This is a genomic window from Amycolatopsis sp. WAC 04197 (genome assembly GCF_003947475.1).
GTDB classification, from domain to species: Bacteria; Actinomycetota; Actinomycetes; order Mycobacteriales; family Pseudonocardiaceae; genus Amycolatopsis; species Amycolatopsis japonica.
Genome location: NZ_QHJK01000012.1, coordinates 179,912 through 198,990, shown reverse-complemented (window position 1 = coordinate 198,990; position 19,079 = coordinate 179,912). Strand labels below are relative to the sequence as shown.

General features: G+C 65.4%; 19 protein-coding genes. 11 read left to right on the top strand and 8 right to left on the bottom strand.

Going from position 1 to position 19,079, the window contains the following annotated elements; genetic code table 11:
• Positions 1 to 55 precede the first annotated feature (55 nt).
• Both DMC64_RS37085 and DMC64_RS37080 read left to right on the top strand, forming a co-directional pair.
• A complete protein-coding gene (locus DMC64_RS37085) occupies positions 56 to 1,306 on the top strand; it encodes an ROK family transcriptional regulator (RefSeq protein WP_125737312.1) in 1,251 nt (416 codons plus the stop codon).
• Positions 1,307 to 1,774: 468 nt separating this feature from the next.
• Entirely contained in the window at positions 1,775 to 3,181 is a 1,407-nt protein-coding gene (locus DMC64_RS37080) for an amino acid permease (RefSeq protein WP_125737311.1), read from the top strand.
• A 48-nt stretch (positions 3,182 to 3,229) separates the two neighbouring features.
• Here DMC64_RS37080 and DMC64_RS37075 read toward each other — a convergent pair whose 3' ends face one another.
• Positions 3,230 to 3,889, bottom strand: coding sequence for a sigma-70 family RNA polymerase sigma factor (locus DMC64_RS37075; protein ID WP_125737310.1), 660 nt, complete (start codon positions 3,887 to 3,889; stop codon positions 3,230 to 3,232).
• Positions 3,890 to 4,137: 248 nt separating this feature from the next.
• Between DMC64_RS37075 and DMC64_RS37070 the strand changes: the two genes are divergently transcribed.
• The 3 genes from DMC64_RS37070 (at position 4,138) to DMC64_RS37060 (ending at position 6,734) form a co-directional block, all read left to right on the top strand.
• Positions 4,138 to 5,109 (top strand): LysR family transcriptional regulator, encoded by a 972-nt coding sequence (locus DMC64_RS37070; RefSeq protein ID WP_125737309.1) that lies wholly within the window; start codon positions 4,138 to 4,140, stop codon positions 5,107 to 5,109.
• A gap of 126 nt (positions 5,110 to 5,235) precedes the next feature.
• On the top strand, positions 5,236 to 5,625 hold the full coding sequence (locus DMC64_RS37065; protein ID WP_125737308.1) for a hypothetical protein: 390 nt from the start codon (positions 5,236 to 5,238) through the stop codon (positions 5,623 to 5,625).
• A complete protein-coding gene (locus DMC64_RS37060) occupies positions 5,622 to 6,734 on the top strand; it encodes a transglycosylase SLT domain-containing protein (RefSeq protein ID WP_125737307.1) in 1,113 nt (370 codons plus the stop codon). Before DMC64_RS37065 ends, DMC64_RS37060 begins: the two co-directional genes overlap by 4 nt.
• Positions 6,735 to 7,235: 501 nt before the next feature.
• Here DMC64_RS37060 and DMC64_RS37055 read toward each other — a convergent pair.
• Positions 7,236 to 7,880: a hypothetical protein gene (locus DMC64_RS37055; protein WP_125737306.1), complete on the bottom strand. Its 645-nt coding sequence runs from the start codon at positions 7,878 to 7,880 to the stop codon at positions 7,236 to 7,238.
• Between the two features lie 40 nt (positions 7,881 to 7,920).
• Between DMC64_RS37055 and DMC64_RS42840 the strand changes: the two genes are divergently transcribed.
• On the top strand, positions 7,921 to 8,073 hold the full coding sequence (locus tag DMC64_RS42840; RefSeq protein WP_158634306.1) for a hypothetical protein: 153 nt from the start codon (positions 7,921 to 7,923) through the stop codon (positions 8,071 to 8,073).
• Between the two features lie 366 nt (positions 8,074 to 8,439).
• Here DMC64_RS42840 and DMC64_RS42835 read toward each other — a convergent pair whose 3' ends face one another.
• Complete coding sequence (locus DMC64_RS42835) at positions 8,440 to 8,595, bottom strand: hypothetical protein (protein WP_158634305.1); 156 nt, start codon at positions 8,593 to 8,595, stop codon at positions 8,440 to 8,442.
• 150 nt (positions 8,596 to 8,745) lie between these two features.
• A complete protein-coding gene (locus tag DMC64_RS43710; RefSeq protein ID WP_370325549.1) occupies positions 8,746 to 8,853 on the bottom strand; it encodes an SMI1/KNR4 family protein in 108 nt (35 codons plus the stop codon).
• A gap of 158 nt (positions 8,854 to 9,011) precedes the next feature.
• On the opposite strand from DMC64_RS43710, the gene DMC64_RS37050 reads away from it, so the two are divergent.
• Positions 9,012 to 9,212 carry a hypothetical protein gene (locus DMC64_RS37050; RefSeq protein WP_125737305.1) on the top strand — a complete coding sequence of 67 codons (201 nt, stop codon included), beginning with the start codon at positions 9,012 to 9,014 and terminating at the stop codon, positions 9,210 to 9,212.
• A 76-nt stretch (positions 9,213 to 9,288) separates the two neighbouring features.
• Here DMC64_RS37050 and DMC64_RS37045 read toward each other — a convergent pair whose 3' ends face one another.
• The gene (locus tag DMC64_RS37045; protein ID WP_125737304.1) at positions 9,289 to 10,455 is read right to left on the bottom strand and encodes an ROK family protein; all 1,167 of its coding nucleotides are present in this window, start codon (positions 10,453 to 10,455) and stop codon (positions 9,289 to 9,291) included.
• Between the two features lie 437 nt (positions 10,456 to 10,892).
• Between DMC64_RS37045 and DMC64_RS37040 the strand changes: the two genes are divergently transcribed.
• From DMC64_RS37040 to DMC64_RS37030, 3 genes are all read left to right on the top strand, one after another.
• On the top strand, positions 10,893 to 11,363 hold the full coding sequence (locus tag DMC64_RS37040; protein ID WP_233629956.1) for a CAP domain-containing protein: 471 nt from the start codon (positions 10,893 to 10,895) through the stop codon (positions 11,361 to 11,363).
• A gap of 91 nt (positions 11,364 to 11,454) precedes the next feature.
• Complete coding sequence (locus DMC64_RS37035; protein ID WP_125737302.1) at positions 11,455 to 11,874, top strand: hypothetical protein; 420 nt, start codon at positions 11,455 to 11,457, stop codon at positions 11,872 to 11,874.
• Positions 11,875 to 12,488: 614 nt separating this feature from the next.
• The gene (locus DMC64_RS37030; protein ID WP_233629955.1) at positions 12,489 to 13,241 is read left to right on the top strand and encodes a response regulator transcription factor; all 753 of its coding nucleotides are present in this window, start codon (positions 12,489 to 12,491) and stop codon (positions 13,239 to 13,241) included.
• Here the strand turns inward: DMC64_RS37030 and DMC64_RS37025 are convergent.
• Positions 13,234 to 13,725, bottom strand: coding sequence for a hypothetical protein (locus tag DMC64_RS37025; RefSeq protein ID WP_125737301.1), 492 nt, complete (start codon positions 13,723 to 13,725; stop codon positions 13,234 to 13,236). The two genes, DMC64_RS37030 and DMC64_RS37025, sit on opposite strands and share 8 nt — an antisense overlap.
• Positions 13,722 to 14,069 (bottom strand): DUF6069 family protein, encoded by a 348-nt coding sequence (locus DMC64_RS37020; protein ID WP_233629954.1) that lies wholly within the window; start codon positions 14,067 to 14,069, stop codon positions 13,722 to 13,724. The genes DMC64_RS37025 and DMC64_RS37020 overlap by 4 nt, the downstream gene beginning before the upstream one ends.
• Positions 14,070 to 14,311: 242 nt before the next feature.
• Between DMC64_RS37020 and DMC64_RS37015 the strand changes: the two genes are divergently transcribed.
• A complete protein-coding gene (locus DMC64_RS37015) occupies positions 14,312 to 14,788 on the top strand; it encodes an SsgA family sporulation/cell division regulator (RefSeq protein ID WP_125737299.1) in 477 nt (158 codons plus the stop codon).
• Between the two features lie 256 nt (positions 14,789 to 15,044).
• Here the strand turns inward: DMC64_RS37015 and eccCa are convergent, their stop codons facing one another.
• Complete coding sequence (gene eccCa, locus DMC64_RS37010; RefSeq protein ID WP_125737298.1) at positions 15,045 to 19,025, bottom strand: type VII secretion protein EccCa; 3,981 nt, start codon at positions 19,023 to 19,025, stop codon at positions 15,045 to 15,047.
• Positions 19,026 to 19,079: the final 54 nt, after the last annotated feature.

Genomic DNA, 19,079 nt, shown 5'->3' with positions numbered 1-19,079 from the left:
AGAAGACGGTGAAGAAGTCCCCTGTGGTTCGAAGGTGCACCCGTGCTGTCTGGAAATGACGTTTTCGTTGCCGTCGCGTAAAGGTGATGGTCCTCTGACCTTCGGAGTTCGTGTGCTTCAAAGGAGGGGAGTGGCATCGATGTTGGCCGAAAGCGCCGGTGCAGTTCGGACCAGGAAGCAATCCTTCGTGCTGAGCGCCTTGTACCTCGACGGGCCGCTGAGCCGGAGAGCCTTGAGCGCGGCGACCGGAATCAGCGCGAGTTCTGTCTCGCACCTGGTCGCCGAACTCGTCGAGAACGGGCTGCTGCGTCAGGCAGGCACGGTGAGCTCCAACGGTGGACGTCCTCGGACGCTCTTCGAAATCAACCCGGCTTTCGGCCTCACCGTGGGGATCGAGATCACCGCCAGGAAGGCGCGGATAGGCCTTTTCGATCTGTCGTGCCGACGGTTCGCCGTGGTGGAGCGCGCGCTTCCAGCCGATTTGCCGGACGTCGACGAAGTGGCCCGCGAACTCGTTTCGGGTATTCGTGAGGTACTGAACACGGCAGGCGTCTCGCAGTCGGCTCTGATCGGCGTCGGTATCGGCTTGCCCTCGGCGGGAGACGGAACGCGGGCGCTTGCCTGGTCGTCAGGAAAGCTCGAGCGGCTGCTGGGACTCGCCGTGCCCGTGTTCATCGAGCGCGAGGTCAACAATCGTGCTTTGGCAGAGAGCCGGTTCGGTGCCGCGCGTGGTGTCGACCGCGCCATCGTGGTGCAGATCGGCCTCGGTGCCGAGGCGGCCCTTGTGGCTGACGGGACCACGGAGCGGATTCGCGGTTGGGGCCACTTGACCATCGATTTCGGAGGACGGCGGTGCCGCTGCGGGGCGCGAGGGTGCATCGAGGCGTACATCGGCGCGAGTGGCGTATTGGACCGCTATCGGGAATCGGCAGGCGGTGAACTCCAGCCGGAAGGAAACGACTTCGAGCGGATGAGGACTCTCGTCGGCTCCGCGTCGCTTGGTGCGGGTGAGGAATCCTTGCTGCGGGAGACCGCCGGATACGTAGGAGTCGCGGTGGGAAATCTCATCTCCTTGTTCGCGCCGTCGCGGCTCATCATCGCGGGCTGGGCCGGCCAGCTGCTGGGTGCCCGATTCCTGCCGGAGATCCGGGACGCCGCGCTCCTGCACGGAGGCGAACACGTGCTCTCGCCTGCTTCTGTCCTTCTCGGGCGGGTCCGGGCCGACGCTGCGCTCACCGGCGCCGCCGTGCTGCCGGTCTTGGGCTTGATCAAACGAGGTGAGATCCTGAGGGGCACGACGACGTGACGCCGCACTCGCGAGCAGTATTCGAGGGGTAGGGCAAAGGTGTCCTGTCGGTTGGACCGGCGCTCGGGGGTGCTCGGCAGGCTCGACGCGTCCCGAAAGTGGCTTTCGCGACACCGAAGCCGGCATCCAGCAAGTGCCCGAGCAAACCACATTTGCCTTACCCCTCACTAACACACAAGCTGAACGGTGCGGAAGGGGTTCGCACTGTGTTCTGGGATACAGAGGCGCCCGTGGGAGATTCTGCACGTGCATCGGAATGGTCGTCTGCATAATCGAATACTGGTATTGGTGGGGGTTTCCCCTCCCGGTTCAGTCGGCCGACCCGATTGATTGCGGCAATTCAGTAGAGTCGCCCGGTCCGGTTTTGGACCCGGCGATATCGCGTGGCTACAGGCAAAACGTGCTCGCGTCGCCGCGGGAAGCCTTTTGCGTGAAGGTCCCTGCCAGTTTCGATGAGATTGGATTTCGATGCATCCCGCTGTGCAAGAAGAGGGCAAGGAAGAGTATTCCAAATCCCTTGGTAATCGCCATGTGCAGATGATCGCGATCGGAGGTGCTATCGGCGTCGGGTTGTTCCTCGGCGCGGGCGGACGGCTCGCCCAGGCCGGGCCGGCGTTGATCTTGTCCTACGCCGTTTGCGGGATCGCCGCCTATTTCGTGATGCGGGCGCTCGGTGAGTTGGTGCTGCACAACCCGTCCTCGGGAAGCTTCGTCACCTATGCCCGGCGGTTCATCGGGCCATGGGCGGGTTTCGCCGCCGGGTGGATGTACTGGCTGAACTGGGCGATGACCGGTATCGCGGAGATCACGGCGGTGGCGATCTACGTCCACAAGTGGTTGCCGGACGTGCCGCAGTGGATCACCGCGCTGATCGCCCTAGGCGTGCTGCTCGGGGTGAACATGTTGTCAGTGCGGCTGTTCGGAGAGCTGGAATTCTGGTTCTCGGTCATCAAGGTGCTCGCCATCGTCGTCTTCCTCGCGGTGGGCGCGGGCTTGGTGCTTTCGGCGGCGCAGGTGGGTGACAGCACGGCCGGTGTGCACAACCTGACCGGGCACGGCGGCTTCTTCCCGAGCGGGATCGGCATGACGCTGATGACCTTGCAGGCCGTGGTCTTCGCGTACGCTGCGATCGAGGTCGTCGGTATCACGGCCGGCGAGACCAAGGATCCGGCGAAGGTGCTGCCCAAAGCGATCAACGGAGTGGTCTGGCGTATCGCGATCTTCTACGTGGGTTCGGTGATCCTTCTCGCGATGCTGCTGCCGTGGACGGCGTACCGCGGCGGCGAGAGCCCGTTCGTGACCGTGTTCACCCTGCTCGGCATCCCGGGTATCGGCGACGTGATGAACGCGGTGGTGCTGACCGCGGCGTTGTCGAGCTGCAACTCGGGACTTTATTCGACGGGCCGCATCCTGCGGGCGCTGGCGGACAAGGGCGAAGCCCCTTCCTTCGTCGGGCGGATGAACAAGCGCCAGGTGCCGTTCGGCGGCATCCTGTTCACCGCCGGGGCGTACCTGCTCGGGGTGGGCCTGAACTACCTGGTGCCCAGCGAAGCGTTCGACATCGCCGTCGCCATTTCGTCGATCGGTGTCGTGAGTACCTGGGCCACCCTGCTCATCTGTCAGATGCGCTTGCGTAAAGCCGTACTGGCAGGGGAGATCGAACAACCGTCGTACCGCATGCCCGGCGCGCCGTACACGGGATGGCTGACACTGGGCTTCCTGGGGCTGGTATTGGTGTTGATGGGATTCTCGACCGGGCCGGAGAAAATAGCCTTCTACTCCATCCCGGTGCTGGTGGTGGTGCTTGCCGTGGGCTGGCGGCTCGTGTCGCGCAATCGCGTGGTCGCCGGAAGGGATCGCGTGCGCACTCGCTGACGGTGAGGCCGGGATGCCGACGGGGCATCCCGGCCTCATCGGGTCGCTTTATCGCGGTGCTTTCAGCAGCGGGTCGGCGGGCGGGGTCAGGTGCCGGAGCCGGCGCAGCGCGCGGTGTGCGGCGACCCGGACCGAACCGGGAGTGGTGTTGAGCCGTTCCGCGGCTTCCGCGGGGGAAAGGCCCTCGAAGACCCGGAGCCAGACCGCGCCACGCTGGTTGTCCGAAAGATAGCGGAGCAGCCCGTGCAGCCGTGCCATGAACTCCTTGGTCAGGAGATGGTCCTCGGGGGAGGAGCCTTGCTGCGGGCCGTCGGGCGGGGAAGCCACAGGGTTCGACCGGTCACGCCCGTGCCGTCTCCGGGTGTCGATGACCTTGTTCTCGGCGATGCGATAGACGTAACCGAGGAACGAGTGGCCCTGGTCGTGATATCTGGGCAGTGCGGTGAGGAGCGCGATGGCCGTCTCCTGGGCCACGTCGTCGGCGGTGAACATCCGGTGCGTGTCCGGCCCGAGCCTGATCCGGCAGTAGGCGAGGATCGCGGGGTACACCACCCCCAGAAGTTCGCTCATGGCCGCACTCGTCTGTCCGCCGCGGCCCGGGAGCCGAAGTTCCCGTTGGGCGGCCCGCACCAGCCGGAGCAGTCCGGCTTGGCTGAGCCGATGGTGCTCGTCGGCTTCCGCGGGAAGATCAGGACAAAACGTGGTCATCGGGTGCTCCGTCCGGCCGGGCCCGGGTGGGCGCGGCGAACGGGTGCCCGCCAGCGTTCCGGTTCTCTCTGTCCGCAATGATGCGAAGCCGCCCCTGGCGGGTCGAGCGGCAAGGCGAGATGTAGGACTTTCCCGCACGACCGCTGAACAGCCGGGCTCAGCTGCCGCGTCGGCTTCATCCGATCGGGCGGGCCGCCACCCTGCCCGGTACCTTGAAGCCGTCTGTGACAGCGGGATACGGTCAGCCCGTGACCGACCTCGACCTTCGACTGGTGCGATACGCCGTCGCCCTGGCCGAAGAACTGCACTTCGGGCGGGCGGCGACTCGGCTGGCCATCGCCCAGCAGACCCTGTCGGCCCAGATCAGCCAGCTGGAGCAACGACTGGGCGTGGTCTTGTTCATCCGCGACCGCCGCCACGTCGAAGTGACCGACGCGGGCGCGGTCTTCGTCGAGCGTGGCCGCCGCCTGCTCGCCGACGCGGAAGACCTCGTCACCGCACTCGGGCAGACGGCCTTACCGCTCAGGATCGACGTGATCACCGAGGGCCTGGTCACCAACGCGATCGCGCAGGTCCTTCGCGAACGGCTGTCCGGACAGCCCCTCGAAGTCCTCCAGGGACAGGGGCTGGCGGGTGTGCTCCCCGATCTCGCGCAAGCCAGGCTGGACATGGCGTTCGGCCGCGTGCATTGGCCGGGGATGGTGCTGCCGAAGGCGATCCGCCACGAACTCGTGCGGCTGGAGCCCCATGGGCTCGTCGTGCCCGAAGGCCATCCCTTGGCGGGCCGTGCCGAACTCCGGATGCGGGAGATCAAAGACCATCCTCTGCTGCTCCACACTTCCGACCGGGCACTGGACTGGCACAACTGGAACGAGCAACTCGCCGAAGAGTTCGGTCTGACGCACGCGAAGAAGCTGCACGGCCACGGGCGCAGCGCCGCCAACGCGGCGATCCTGGCTTACGGCTTGCCCGCGATCGCACCGTTGACCGCCCCGGTACCCGACGGTGTCGTCGTGATCCCGGTGGTCGACCCGGTCCCGTTGTACCCGTTCTCGGTTCTGTGGCGGCCGGACAGGGCGGATGGCGCCATCACCCGCGCGGTCGGGGTGATCCGCGCCGCCGCCGCGGAACTGGGCTGGCTGATCCCGCCATGGGAATCCTGGTGGTTGCCTTCTTCGGACCGCGAGCACGTGGAGAAGGTGCTGCGCAGCCACCCCTGACCGGACCTGCGTGTGTCACCTGCGGAGGATTTCCCTCCGAAGGGCGGCCGGCCGGACGTGGCGTGCTTGCGTGAGCCTCCGCCGAGGCACTCTCGGTGGAGGCGAACGAGCCCGGAGGAGACGGTCGTGGTCCAGTACGACGTTGCGGCGATGGAAGCGGCGAGCAAACGCATAGCCGCGCTGAGGGACGAGCTGGACCGGGCGCGCAACCTTCTCGGGGACGGTACCGGCGCGATCAGCCCGTTCGGCGGCTTTGGTTCGGGCGGCGGCGCACACGAAGCCGTCACCGGGTTCCAGGCAGGCGTCTATGGGGAATTAGGACATGCCATCGAGCATCTGGACCGTTCGGCGGCGAAGTTGCGGCAAACCTCCCGTGATGCGCAGGGGGTCGACACGGACAACGCGAGGATCGTGCATCACGCCACCGGTCCGTCCTCCGCGCCGGCCTCCCCGGCGGACTCGGCGCGGCCGGCCACGACGGAAGTCGGCAACGCCTGGCTGGACGAGATCCGATGACCGCGCCGATGCCGCCCGAGTGGGCTGCGGTGGAGGCGAAGGCCAAACAGATCGAGGCACTCGAGCCGGAACGCATCGAGGAAACGGCGAAGGGATTCCGTCAGGCGGCGGGACACCTCGGCGACCACACCGGCAAACTGAATGCCGCCGCTCTCGGTCTCCGCGAAGGAGCTTGGACCGGTCGGACGGCTGACGGCTTCTACGGCTACGTGGACGAGCTCGCGGGTGCCGGTCGGCAGCTCGAGAGCCGCCTCGGCGTGGTCGCCGATGAGCTTTCCACCCTTCGCGAACAGCTGAGCGGCATCCGGACCTCGGCCGGCGAGCGGGTCGAGGCAGCCCGGCGGGAAATCCGGCGGATCGACGCTGAAGCGGCCGAAGCCGCCGCGAAGGCGGCCGCGCGCCAGGACGCGATCGACCGGCAGGTCGTCGGCGCGGTGCCGCCGGAGAAACCACCCGCGGTGATCCTTGCCGAAGCCGCCGATCGCGCCGTCGAGGTCGCCAAGGCCGCGGATGCCGACGTCGACCGGTTCTTGACGGAGGCGGACACCAAGATCGGGCACACGCGAGAGCTGTTGGGCCGGCAGACCGGCGGGACCTTCTCGGCGGTACGGAAGCCGTCCACCGACACCCCCGGCCCGGCACCGCGAAGCGCCGGTGCCTCGAGCGGAAGCGGTGCGGCCGACGGTGGCGGTGGCGGGACAGGAAGTTTTCCCGCCGTCACCAGCGGCGGCCCACCGGCCACGATGCCGCCGGGCAATGTCCAGGAGTGGATCCTGGAGGCCATCAAGGAGTTGCGGGCCGCCGGCGTGCCGGTGTCCGAGGCGGATATCGCGAACATCTGGGCGATCATCGAGCACGAATCGAGCGGGAACCCCAACGCGATCAACCTGTGGGATTCCAACGCGGCGGCGGGACACCCTTCCAAGGGACTGATGCAGTGCATCGACCCGACGTTCGAGGCGCACAAGCTGCCGGGGCACGACGACATCTACAACCCGGTTGACAACATCATCGCGGGAGTACGTTACGCGCTCGACCGATACGGTTCGATCGGGGAAGTGCCCGGCCTGCAGGCGATGGCCAACGGCGGGGCTTACCGAGGTTATTGACCGCAGCCCTGTCAGACGAGGCGTCGTGAGTGGCGAATCGGGTTATTGGGCGATAAGCCAAATATGGCACGATCGATCCTGTTGCGCAGCCCTCTTCGCTGCCGAGGACACGGTTTCGGACTGGACGCGATCAGGGGTGCCCCGAGTGTCCACATGGGACGGCTGAGTGTCTGATTTATGGCCATATGGATTTTCCGCGTGGGGTCGTGAGTGCTAAAGGGGGTTAGAACCCTCTTTAGCACTCACGACCCCACGCGCAAGGCCGCACAAAGTCCCCAAAAGGGGCATTTCACCTGGAACGAGTGTCCCTTGTGGGCGATCGGGGTCGAGACCGGCTCCGGTGGGCCAGTTCGGTCCGTGCCGCGAAGGCCATGCTCAGCAGGAGACTCGATCACGCCATATTTGCCTTGCTTCTCAATAGAACCCGAATCGCCACTCACGACCAACCCGACCCACCGCACACCGCCGCTCTTTGAACTTATGACGCGAAATCACGGCGCACTAGTACGGCGCGATAAGAAGCGGTGTCCGGCGAAGGTCGTCGAGAGTGCATCGCAGGTCGGCGAGGGCACAAAGCACGCGGGTGAAGATTTCGGAGTCAGGTTCGCCAGGGAGGTAGTCGAGATCGAACGTGCCGGCATCTCCGAAGGCCGCGATTAGCTCGGGCGTCATACCTGCCAGATCGTCTTCGAGAACGAGGTTGTCATGACTGCTCTCGAAGATCTCCTGACCATCTATAGCATAGCTCAATCGTGCCACGGCATTGATCGAATACTCGGCCGCCGCGGCGTCACGTCCGTTTGCGGACAGCCCCTGCGTCTTGTGGTCGTCGTTCGCCAATCCCAGGTCGTCGTAAACGAACGTCCAGGGACCGATACAGCCTGCCAGCAGTGTCCCGCAGCGGTCGGCTTCGGTCGCGAGGGAGAGGGCGCCCAGGGAGACGTTGTAACCCTGCTTGATCTTCGGCAATTCGCATGGGCGGATGAGCGTCGAATCCGCTCCCAATACCGCCAGTGCAGTCGCCGGAGCAAGGTCACGAACCACGTGCAGACAGTCGCCGCGGTCATGAAAGCAGGCTAAGTCACTGATCCAGATCGGAAGCCCGGTTCCATCGAGGAGGTTCGAAGAAAAGCCCGGCGTCGCCATTCAGCAGCCTCCGCTTCGAGCCTTCTGGATTTGACCGCGCGTGCGCACGGTGATCTTCACGGTCAGAGTCCCGGAAAACTCGTTGATGTACGTCATGCCCGCGGCGACGGCCGGCGAACGGGGTGCGGACGGGGTCCCGATCCGCGCCGCGTTCGCCGGTCGCTGCGGTCGTCTGCGGCGCTCGGACACCTAGGATCACCGTAACTCCGCTGACCTGCCTGAGCCTAGAACGGCTTTCCGGGACGGCGGGGAAATGACCGGTTTTCGGCCAACAGGTGTGCCCCTCGCCCGGGGGCGGACTGCCGGACCGTATCCACGAAGCCGCCTTCTGTGGTGTCGGGGTACGGGGAACGTACTCAGGGCTTGTGGCGTGCCGACGGTGAGGTGAAGAAGCGTCAAAGATCGCGAAGGAGGCAGAGCTGAACCGGCGGACGGTGCGGAAGCACCCTGTGGCGCAGGCCTGCGCGCGTGCCGCGCCGACCCTACACGTGAGCACGTTCATCCGTGTGCGGCTGAACGCCCTGATCAGTACACCGATACGAAATGCCGAATCCGGACTCTAGCGGTCGGTTTCGCGCAGCTCTTCGAGCTCTTCACGTCCTAGAACAACAAGTTCGCCGAAACTTCCGACCGGGTCGCCCAAGCCTCCGTCGTTCACGGTGAGCATGTGAGCAGCATACTCGCCGCCTTCGGAAACACAGGCCGTGTCGAGCAAGAAGACGTCCTCACCGTCAGCCACCATCAGACTGGTGGCGATCTCGCCTTCAGGATCGTGTTCAACCCAGTCCGGATCCTGATGAAAACTGGTGAACCAGTCGATATCCTCACATGGTAAAATCTTGTTGGTCCACCCGCTGACCTGTCCTCAGCCATTGCTGACCAGCAGGAACCCGCGCAGGCTCGGTGGCAATGGAACACCGAGACGTTTTTCGGTCTCAGTGATCATCTGCTCGGTCGCAGGCTTGAGCCCCAGCCATCGATTCGCGAGTTGGTCCTCGGTGAAATTTATGTATTGGAGGGTTCCTGATCTCTAATATACCAATCACTGAATTCAGTCAAGTAGGTACGCCACTCGCTCGCGAGCGACACCTGTCCAAGACTATTTTTTTCGGCGCCGCCACGCCGGGGTGGATGAGCAGGGTTTCCCTCGCGTCGACGGCCACGCGGATGTCGGCGCCGTCCTCGCGCGCCTCGCCCGTGCCCGATCTTCACCTTGCAGCGCTGGAGCACAGGGCGGCCGCCCTCGAAGGACAGGTCGCTGTTGGCCGGATCGACTGGTTCGCCAGGGCACTCGGCCAGAACGGTGCACGAGCCGGACCGACCAACACCTGAGCACGTTCATCCGTACGGGGCTGAGCGCTTTGATCAGTACGTCGACATGTGGTCACCTTTCCGTCAATCGTGTCCATCAGGGAACCTCGAGAGGGAATCCGGTCGGCCTGCCGTTCTCGAGCGGCTTGACCTTGCGTGGGTCAAGCCCGTATTTCAGGAAGGCGCAGACCGGCAGCGCAGCCGCGCCGATCCTGGCGGTGGCCGCGGTGGAGATGCCTGCCTCGACGGCGGTGGGCCGGAACGCGTTCTTGGCGACGTATTCGCGAAGCTCGCCGAGATGCCGCTCGCTCAAGGCGCGGCCGAACCAGCCGGTCAGGACGACCCGCTCGGGCATGAGGAGGTTGCTCATGCTGACGATGGAGGCACCGAGATATCCGACGGTCTCCTGCGCCAGCCCGGGTTGTGGCGCTGTCAAAAGCCGGCGGCCCGCCTTGGAACCCGGCTTCGGTGTGCCGCCGGAAAGCTGACGATGACGTTCCAGTACCCCCGTGGCGCCGATGTAGGTCTCGGCGCATCCGCGCGAGCCGCATCGACACGGACGTCCGTCGAAGACCAACGTCGTATGCCCCCATTCCCCGGACCATTCGATGAGCCGGTTTTCGACAAGGACGATGTGCGCCTCCGCTTCGAGCACCACCACAGCCGTGCGTCCCGGCTTTCCCGCCGCGCCCAGCCAGCCTTCGGCGCGGGCGAGGGAACGAACCCGGTTGTCGCCGAGAACGATACGCAGTCCGCTGCGATCGGCCAATTCGGCCGCCAATTCGGCGCCGTCGGTCATGCCGAGAGGGCCGGCCACGGCGACCCCGGCGCCGATGATGGCACCGCGGTTCGTCTTCGCCGCGCGTTCGACCGATCGCAAGCCGGCGATGATCCGCTGGGAAAGGGCGCCGACGTCCGTCAAGGTTTCCGGGGCTCTGAAATGGGAAACCGCTTGCTGTCGCAAGGTCAAGTCGTAGAGCCCGATTTGAACACTCTCTTCGGTCACATCGACACCTGCGACCGACCCGTAGGCCGGATTCACTTCGACGAGGATCCGCGGTCGCCCGCCTCGTGAATCCGCGGCCCCCGCGGTGCGGATCACCTGGTTCGCCAGCAGGTCCGCGACCACCCGGCTCACCACCGAACAGCTCAGTCCGGTGGCGTCGCTCAGCTCCACCCGGCTCGACGGGCCACCGTGGTATAACGTGGTCAGCACCGAAGATCGATTATGTCGGCGCATTTCCCGGCCGGCTTCGCCCCGCATGAAGTCACTTTCCTCCCCGTTGACCCACCCGAAATATCGACTTCATCATTTTATTTCGGGAAGACGCAATGTTGGCCGCACTTTGGGGCAATCGAACTGCCCGTTCGTGGCGAACCTGTCACCCGAATGCCTCGGAGCAGCGCGTTCGCGCATTGTTGGCGCATTGTCAACACCGTGCCGACGAGTGACATATAGGTTGATGGGGTCAATTTCAGTGTATTACTACCCCGGAGTATTCAGTGTCGAATCCTGGTCGGACGGGCGATTCGTTTGGACGAAGAGTCCGGCGGCGGGATCGGGGACCACGCTCATGTTAGCGTTTCGGAGAGGAGATCTCCGGTAGACTGGAAGAGGGTCGCATGCCCCAGGGTCGTCGAAGCCGGAAGCGTGGCAGATCCGCCTCGCGACCTCCACTGCGCCGTAAGGCCACACCGGTCGTGGACTCGGTGGTCGGAACGACCGCCGATAACGCTGGGCCTGTAGAGCGGGATTCGCCGTTCGCTTCGATCGTGGGCAGCACCGCGCATCAGGTCAGGCAGGAGGAAGCGGTGACCCGGCTGGTCAACTTGTTCCGGAAGAAAGCCGGGCTGGAACCGTTCAAGACTGACGAGCGGCTGCGGATCGCCGCCCGGCGACACTGCAAGGACATGGCGCGCAAGAACTTCTGTGCGCACGTCGCGCCGGACGGCAGTACACCCGCCGACCGGATGCGCGCGGCTGGATACCCGAATCCCGGCGGTGAGAACGTCGCCAGAGGTCAGGTCGACCCGCGTACCGTGGTCCAGGCATGGCTCGACAGCCCGGGGCATCGCGCCAACCTTGTCAATCCACAATTCACCACGATCGGTGTCGGCGTGTATTTCCTGTCCGACGCCGGGCCGTACTGGACCCAGAATTTCGGATACTGACAGCCGCCCTTTTGTCGTCTATTGCCGGTATTTGGTCCGCCAGTGAGCACTTTCCCTTCTTTGAACGCGCCGCAAGTGCGAATATCGAGGCATGAACAACCTTCCTGAAAGAAGTGGCCGGCCGCACTTCGTCGGACGCTGCCGCGTTCCGAAGCGGCCGCCCGATCGAGGCGCCCTCATCGGCTCTCTGCGCAAGAGTCCGCTGGCGCCGGCGGTGTTCATCACCGGAATCGAACATCGTGCGGCGGCCGCAATCGTTCACGCGGTCTTGCCTTCGGTGGTGCATACCCGCCGGAGCATTCACTGGTCGCTCGACGAGCACCTCTTCATCGACGAGGCGGCGAACACCGGTGTCCGGGTCCTCACTCATTGGGATGAACACTTGCAGCGCCCCCGGATGGAGGTGGCGGAGATCGGGGACCGCCTGTTGTGGCAGCGTATCGTCATCCTCTTCGCCGACTGGGAACGGGCGGGGAGACCTGTCCCCGAAGAGACACTGCCCAGTGCCTGAATGGTGTCGTTGGAGACCGGTGTGGACGGCCGACTCGCCCGGGCAACCGGGCGAGCAGTATCGACGGTCGAAACGCGAGAAATCGCGAGGGAACATTCGCGCGGTGGCGACAAGGAGAAACCGGCGACGATGAGGGGTGCATCGTCGTCGGTTTCTCCTTGTCCAGCGGTCCCGCGCGCCAGTGGCACGTGTTCCGCTGTGCTGGCCGGAGCCCGCTCCGGGCGGGGGAAGTGAGGAACCGGAGGAGCCGCGGTCGTTTTCCTTGCGGTGACGCGGATCGGTGGGGGAACCGATCGGGTGTCACGGGAATAACATTATCCGGTGTTGGCTTCGGCGAAAAGGGAAATAAGGGCACAATCCTTGGATCTAGGCATCTCTGGCGAACATGAGCTTGTTTCGTGAATTGCTTTTGTTGTGAAGGTGGGAAAAGTCGATTCCTCCTTATTCTTCGGAAGGGTCGATGTGGGGCGCCAGGTGGGCGCATCGCCCACTCGGACGAACCTTCGCCGGATCGAGACGCCGGCCTTGGGGCCGATGCCTTGGTACGTGGGATGATCGGTACTCTGGTGAACTTTCCGCGTGCCGCACCTGAAAGGTAGACCTAAAGGGCAGGGGTGACCGAAAAACGGGCCGTCTTCTTGACTGTTCATCTGGCTGAATTAAGATTCGGCGAAGCCATGAACGAAAACAATTCGACATCGATGACCTTCGCCCACGTGAAAATTCGGCCCACACCTGATGGGCCGCTGAGTCAGGAATCGGGGCACCCTCGAACCGGGAGTTTTCGAGCAGTTGTGGTGGATTCTCAACACCGCAGGCGGCGCGCTTTCGCCGGGCGGCTGAAAACGATGGGGGCAGAGCGGGTCATCGAGGGCAGTACGCCTCGTATCTTAGGCCGGGGAGCGACCGCGGCGAGCCGGGTTCATCTGGCCGTCCTCCATACGGCTGGAGGTTCGGGCGCCATCTCGGAGCTCGTCGGAGACCTGTACCGGCGAGGAGCGGAGCGGGTGGTCGTGGTCACCGGTTCGCGTGATCCCGCTCTCGCACACGCGGCGCTCCGCGCGGACGCTGTCGGCTATCTGGTGGATTCGTCCCAACCGTTGGCGCGACCGGCTTCCGGTAAATCGGCTCCGGAGGAGAGGCGCGTCGTGGCCGAGTTCGCCGTCCGGAAAGCCGTTCTTTCGGAACGTGAGATCGAAATACTCCGCCTGGTGGCCGACGGGCGGACGAACCAGGAGATCGGCGCCGAGTTGCTGGTCTCGCCGAACACGGTAAAAGGGCATCTCGCCCATCTAGGCCGGAAACTGCAAACGGGGGATCGGTCCAGAATGGTGCTGCTGGCTTTGCGCGCGGGCGTGATCAGCTGAGTCCGTCCTGGTCGCGCCAGGTTCGGCGGCGATATCCGGAAAGCCTTCGGTTCGACCGGGAGAGCGCTGCGAAGACGCCGGAAGCCAACGGTAGCCAGCGCTCCTTCGTCGATGGCTCACGGAGCCACCGGACGGCCCCGCGCGCGCCGACCGTCGGTGGGAGCAGAACCTTGCTCAGCGGCCGGTGGAAATGTACATCGTCGGGCAGGTCCTGATCCGGGATCACGAAGTCGCTCGCGTCGACGAGCGCGTGCACACGGAAATGCGCACCTGGAGTGAGGATCAACGGGCATCGCGAAATCGCGGCGTTCTCCGAGAGGAACCGCTGGTTCTTGGCCTGGAACGGGACGGAGAACGCGGCAGTACCCGCGGTGAGCCGCAAGGCGAGCGTGCGTTCGCCGATCTCGACATCCCACGCGAAATTCGCCCGGTAGAACTCGGCCGCCGCGAGTAGTCGCGGAGAAACCTCGGGAGTGGTCGTCACCGCGTCACGTCCGGCATCGTCCGGGCGAACGCGCTGACCACTGAGCCGGCCACCACGAGATGCATGAGCATGAGCGCGGTGATGTTGACGGCGGTCGCTCCTTCGCTCAGCAGGAGAAGGTCCGGAATCCAGGTCAGGATCAGGGCCACCGGAACGACCAGCGGTGGGGCCTTGGGCGCGAACCGGGCGAGCAGGCTCAACCCGAGGGACCCGATGAGAAAACCCACCGCCGTCGCGGGCAGGTACTCAGTGGGGGAGAGCCCGACCGGTGCGGTTCCCTCGTCGAGGGTTTTCGCGATCAATGCGATGACCATGTTGATGGTCAGCGCCGAAAGCAGGGCCAAGACGATCCTCGGGGCGGGAGGTCGTGAAGGATGGACAACGCGCATCGTGATTCCTTTCCCGAGCCGGTTGGCCGCGCCCTGTCGATGGTTGCGGCACAAGGGCGACCTGATCCAGAGAACTTCGGGCACATTTCGCGGCCGGAAACGCCCGCCTTTCCCCTGCGAACGGCTGTGAACGCTGTTCGCGCGTCGTCCGGTGATCGATTGAGGTCGAATGAAGACATCGCGCCGACGCTGAACTCATGAACCACGAACTTGATTCAGGAATACCGGACGATCTTTCCGGCGGGTATGTGACACATCGGCACGAGATCGTGTTCAGTCGCGTGCTGCCCGACGGCGCGGAGGTGCCGGTCGACTGCGAGCTGATGTATGACACCAGTGACCCGTTCGCCGTCAAATTGCGCTTTCTTCGAGATTCGGCGATCGAGGTGGAATGGCTGGTATCGCGGGAACTGCTTGCCGCGGGGCTGCTCACGCCGTCAGGCGAAGGGGATGTGCGGATCGGCCCGGACCTCACCGGTGCGAAGCGAGTGATGATGATGCTGAATACTCCGGCCGGTACCGCGACTTTCGCCGTACGACTCGGGGAGCTGGTGGAGTTCCTCGATTGCAGTCATGCGCTGGTTTCAGCCGGAGAGGAATGGCGCTGGTTCGATTTCGACCGCGAGCTCGAATGGCTCGCGCCCGTGCGGGAAACCGACGAAGACGGGGTATGAGGCGGGCGAGCTCTCCCGCGATTTCAGTGAAGGACTCCCCGAGTGAATCAGAGGCCCTTGGGGAGTCCTTCGCGAACCAGACGGCATCTTCGTCTTTCGTGCAGTGGCCTTGGCTGGAATGTCGTTCCGCGCGGCCGGCCACGCACTCCGGCTCTAGCGTGGGCCAGAACCGGCGGAAGATCGGACCCCTCCACCGCCGGGTTTCGGGCTGGGGGTCGTTCAGCCCCCCGGACGGCCCCCAGTCCAATCAGCTTCGTCAGTGGCCGTCGGATTCGACGAGTGGTGTCTGCACAAGCCGTACTGCCCGGCGCCGGTTGACGAACTGAGCACGTCCGGCTGGCAGCACCCGAGGCTTCAGGTTACCGAGGAAGGCCCCCTCGGACTTCGGGCACGACAGCATCAGCGCGGGTGTCCCCAGTTCCCACATGCGGCGGATCGCCGGATTCGACATCGACCGGCCACCTCCGGTGGTGCTGCGGGCGATGATCACGTGCAGTCCCACGTCGGCGCCCTGTGCGAGCACCGGAAGCAACGGCTGCAGCGGGCCCGCGCTGCCCGCCGTCTCCGCCAGCTCGAAGTCGTCGATGATGATGTAGAGCCGCCCGCCCTTCCACCAATCGCGCAGCGGCAGCCGGCTCGGGCTGATCTCCGGGCCGGGTATGCGTTTTTCGAAGATCGACGCGGCGCCGGCGATGGATTTCGTCAGCGCCTCGGCACCGACGGCGTATTCGAGCTGGTGTGCTTCCGGGATGCATCCGCGCAGTTCGCGTCGGAAGTCGCCGAACATCACGCGTGCCTCGCCGCTGGAGTGATGGGCCACCACCGAGCGCGCGATGTGCTTGAGCAGGTTGGTCTTACCGGTTTCGGCGTCGCCGTAGATGAGCAGGTGCGGGCTGGCATCGAAGTCGTGCCATTCGGGGGCCAGGTGAACGTCTTCGACCCCGAGCGGGACGCGCATCTCCGCGGCCGGATTCGGCGCCGTCGGACCCGGTAATTCGCGAACGGTCAGCTTGTGCGGCAGCAGCCGGACCTGAGGCGCCCTCGGTGCTTGTGGAGTGGTGAGCGCTTCGGCGAGTTCCACCGTGGCGTCGGCGAGATCGTCGGTCCGGGAGAGGCCATCGACCCGAGGCAGCGCGCTGAGGAAATGCAGCCGGTCCGGCGTGATACCGCGTCCGGGAATGGACGGCACGGTCGCCGCGAAGCGGCTGTTCACCTCCGAGTCGACCGGATCGCCCAGTTTCAGCTCGAACCTGGTGCCGATCACGTCCCGCAGCCAGGGCCGCATCTCCGACCACCGGTTGGTGGCGATGACCAGGTGGATACCGAAGCTGAGACCCCGTGCCGCGAGCTCGCTGAACCGCTCTTCCAGCTCCTCGAAGTCCTGTCGCACCGTGTACCAGCCGTCGACGACCAGGAACACGTCACCGTACGGATCGAGATCGAGAAACCGGCCTTCCCGCCGGGCCCGCCGGTAACTGGCCATCGAGTCGACGTTGTGTTCGGCGAAGATGCTTTCGCGCCGCGCCATCAGGTTGGTCACCTCGAGCACGGTCCGGGTCACCCGGTCCCGGTCGAGCCGGTTGGCCACACTGCCGACGTGGGGGAGTGAGGCCAGCGCGGTGAGGCCGCCACCGAAGTCGAGGCAATAGAACTGGACTTCATTCGCGCTGTGGGTCAGGGCCAGCGAGCAGATCACCGTACGCACCATCGTGCTCTTGCCGCTCTGCGGCCCGCCGACGATGGCGATGTTCCCCTTACTGCCGGCCAGGTTGGCGCTCAGCAGTTCGCGTCGCTGCTGCGCGGGCAGGTCGATCAGCCCGACCGGGACGTCGAGGGTGCCGGTCTGCAGGTCGCCGATCGGCCGTAGCCCGAGTTCGGCATGGTCGACCAGCGGCGGGAGCAGTTGATCGAGCGTGGGGGCCTGCTTGAGCGGCGGCAGCCACACCTGATGGGCTCGCGGGCCGATCCCCTTCAGCCGTCCGAGCAGCACGTCCAGCATGGTGTCGGTGGAGTCGTTCTGTTCTTCGGTCTCCTCCGGGTCAGGTTCCGGGACGGTGACCGGGTCCACGTAGCGCGTGCCGAACGGGACGACGTTCTGATCGACCGACGCGGCGTCGATCCGGCGGCGCTTGACGCGATACGGCGCGGAGGAGTAAGCGCCCTTGAACCGCACCAGGGTCTGGGTGTCCGGGCGGAGATAGCCGTTGCCCGGGCTGTTCGGCAGCTCGTAGGCGTCCGGCACACCGATCACACTGCGGCTCTCCATCGCCGAGAACGTCCGCAAGCCGAGCCGGTAGGACAGGTGGGTTTCCACCTTGTGGATCCGGCCTTCGTCCAGGCGCTGGGAAGCGAGCAGGAGGTGGACGCCGAGGCTTCGGCCCAGCCTGCCGATCATCGCGAAGACGTCGATGAACTCGGGTTTGCTGGTGAGCATCTCACTGAACTCGTCGACCACCACGAACAGCGCCGGCATCGGCTCCAGCGGGACACCCTGGGCACGGGCCGCTTCGTAGTCGCGCCGGGAAGCGTAGTTCCCGGCGGCCCGGAGGTGTTCCTGGCGCCGGTTCATCTCACCGGTCAGCGCGTCCTGCATCCGGTCGACGAGTTCGATCTCGTCGACCAGGTTGGTGATCACCGCCGAAGTGTGCGGCAGCTGATCGAAACCGAGGAAGGCAGCACCACCCTTGAAGTCCACCAAGACGAAGTTGAGATCCTCCGACGAGTGCGTTGTCGCCAGCGCCAGCACCAGCGTGCGCAGCAGCTCGCTCTTGCCGGAACCGGTCGCGCCGACGCACAACCCGTGCGGGCCCATACCGTCCTCGGCCGCTTCCTTGATGTCCAGTTCCAGCGGTACACCGTTGGACGCGATGCCGATCGGGACGCGCAGCCTGCGTTTGCCGGTCATCCGCTCCCGGCGGTACTTCACCGGATCGAAGGTCGCCACGTCGCCCAGGCCGAGCAGCGCCGCCAGGTCGTAGTCGACGGCCAGCGGTTCGTCGTCCCCGTCGGCGGCCTCGCCGATCCGGAACCGGGCCATGGTCCTGGCCAGTGCGTTCGCCGCGGTCTCACTGAGGTGGTCCGGGCGGCACAAGGGCGCTGTCTGTGGTTTGCCTACGCGGTCGAAGGACACGGTCCGGATCTCGTCGGCGTCTATCTCGAGGAAGAGCACGTCCGGACGCTGCTGCCAGGGCAGAGCGCCACCGACGTCCAGTACCACCGCGTTGCGGTAACCCTCGTCGGCGATCCGGTGGTCGGACGGGACGGACACCCCGTCGACCAGCAGGACGACGAGTGGCTCCGACGCGGTGATCGGAGTGTCCGCCTCGAACCGGGGCCTGCCGGTGAACGAAGGACCACCGACGAGCAGCTCGACTTCGTCGAGACTCGTCGTGATCAGCCGGCGGGCACCGGCGGCGTCGTGACTTTCCTGATCCTGGTTGTGGGGCAGCCACTTCAGCCAGTCCCAGCGCTCCAGCCGCTCCTCGGTGGCGCACAACGCGATCCGCACGTCGCCGGGGGCGTGCGCCGTGACGAGCTGGGCGAGCATGGCCCGCAGCACGCCGAGCACCGCCTCGTCGTCCCCGCTGAACTGGATCTGGCCGAAGCCGCGCAGATAGACCGCGATCGGCGAGTTCGGCAACGTCGAGTAGGCACGCATGAAGCGGCGCAGGGCATGTGCCGAGAGCGGCTCCAGGTCTTCGATCGGCTTGCTGTCGGGGGGAGCGAGGTTCAGCGACGATCGCTGGGTGCCGAGGCCGATGCGAATTTCGCCGAAGTCGTCGTGTGCCGGGCGGCGTTCCCAAAGCCGGTACCCCAGGGCCATGGACCAGAGGGAGTGCGGGTCGGGATGGATCCAGCGGGCGGCCGTCTGTTGTTCGGTCAGGGCTTTGCGGACCCGGCCGCGCAGTTGCGCGAGATAGCGGATGTAGTCACGCCGATGCCCGTTGAGCTTCTGCTTGTGCGTCACCGAGTTGCGCAGCATCTGCGCGACGAGCATGCCGATCGTCGACAGGATCATCAGGCCGCCGCCGAGATAGGCGAAGATGCCGGCCCCCGGCCGGACGAACATCATCACCATGGCGAGCGAGCCGAGCCCCATGGGCGCGTACATCAGCACCGAGCTGATGCCGCCGCCGGTGTCCTCGGGGACGCTCGGCGGCGGTTGCAGCTCGATGTCCGCACCCGAGGACGGCGGTTTCGGCCGTCGAGTGCGGCGGGGGAACAAGGTCGTGGCCATGTCGCTCTCCACTCGGTGAGTGAACTTTCCGGTGCATCCACCCCAGGGGCGCTG

Coding starts and splice junctions, on each gene's coding strand:
- eccCa (WP_125737298.1), bottom strand. CDS start 19,025: ATGGCCACGACCTTGTTCCCCCGCCGCACTCGACGGCCGAAACCGCCG.
- DMC64_RS37085 (WP_125737312.1), top strand. CDS start 56: ATGACGTTTTCGTTGCCGTCGCGTAAAGGTGATGGTCCTCTGACCTTC.
- DMC64_RS37075 (WP_125737310.1), bottom strand. CDS start 3,889: ATGACCACGTTTTGTCCTGATCTTCCCGCGGAAGCCGACGAGCACCAT.
- DMC64_RS37045 (WP_125737304.1), bottom strand. CDS start 10,455: ATGCGGGGCGAAGCCGGCCGGGAAATGCGCCGACATAATCGATCTTCG.
- DMC64_RS37050 (WP_125737305.1), top strand. CDS start 9,012: ATGAGCAGGGTTTCCCTCGCGTCGACGGCCACGCGGATGTCGGCGCCG.
- DMC64_RS37055 (WP_125737306.1), bottom strand. CDS start 7,880: ATGGCGACGCCGGGCTTTTCTTCGAACCTCCTCGATGGAACCGGGCTT.
- DMC64_RS37080 (WP_125737311.1), top strand. CDS start 1,775: ATGCATCCCGCTGTGCAAGAAGAGGGCAAGGAAGAGTATTCCAAATCC.
- DMC64_RS37015 (WP_125737299.1), top strand. CDS start 14,312: ATGAACCACGAACTTGATTCAGGAATACCGGACGATCTTTCCGGCGGG.
- DMC64_RS37060 (WP_125737307.1), top strand. CDS start 5,622: ATGACCGCGCCGATGCCGCCCGAGTGGGCTGCGGTGGAGGCGAAGGCC.
- DMC64_RS37035 (WP_125737302.1), top strand. CDS start 11,455: ATGAACAACCTTCCTGAAAGAAGTGGCCGGCCGCACTTCGTCGGACGC.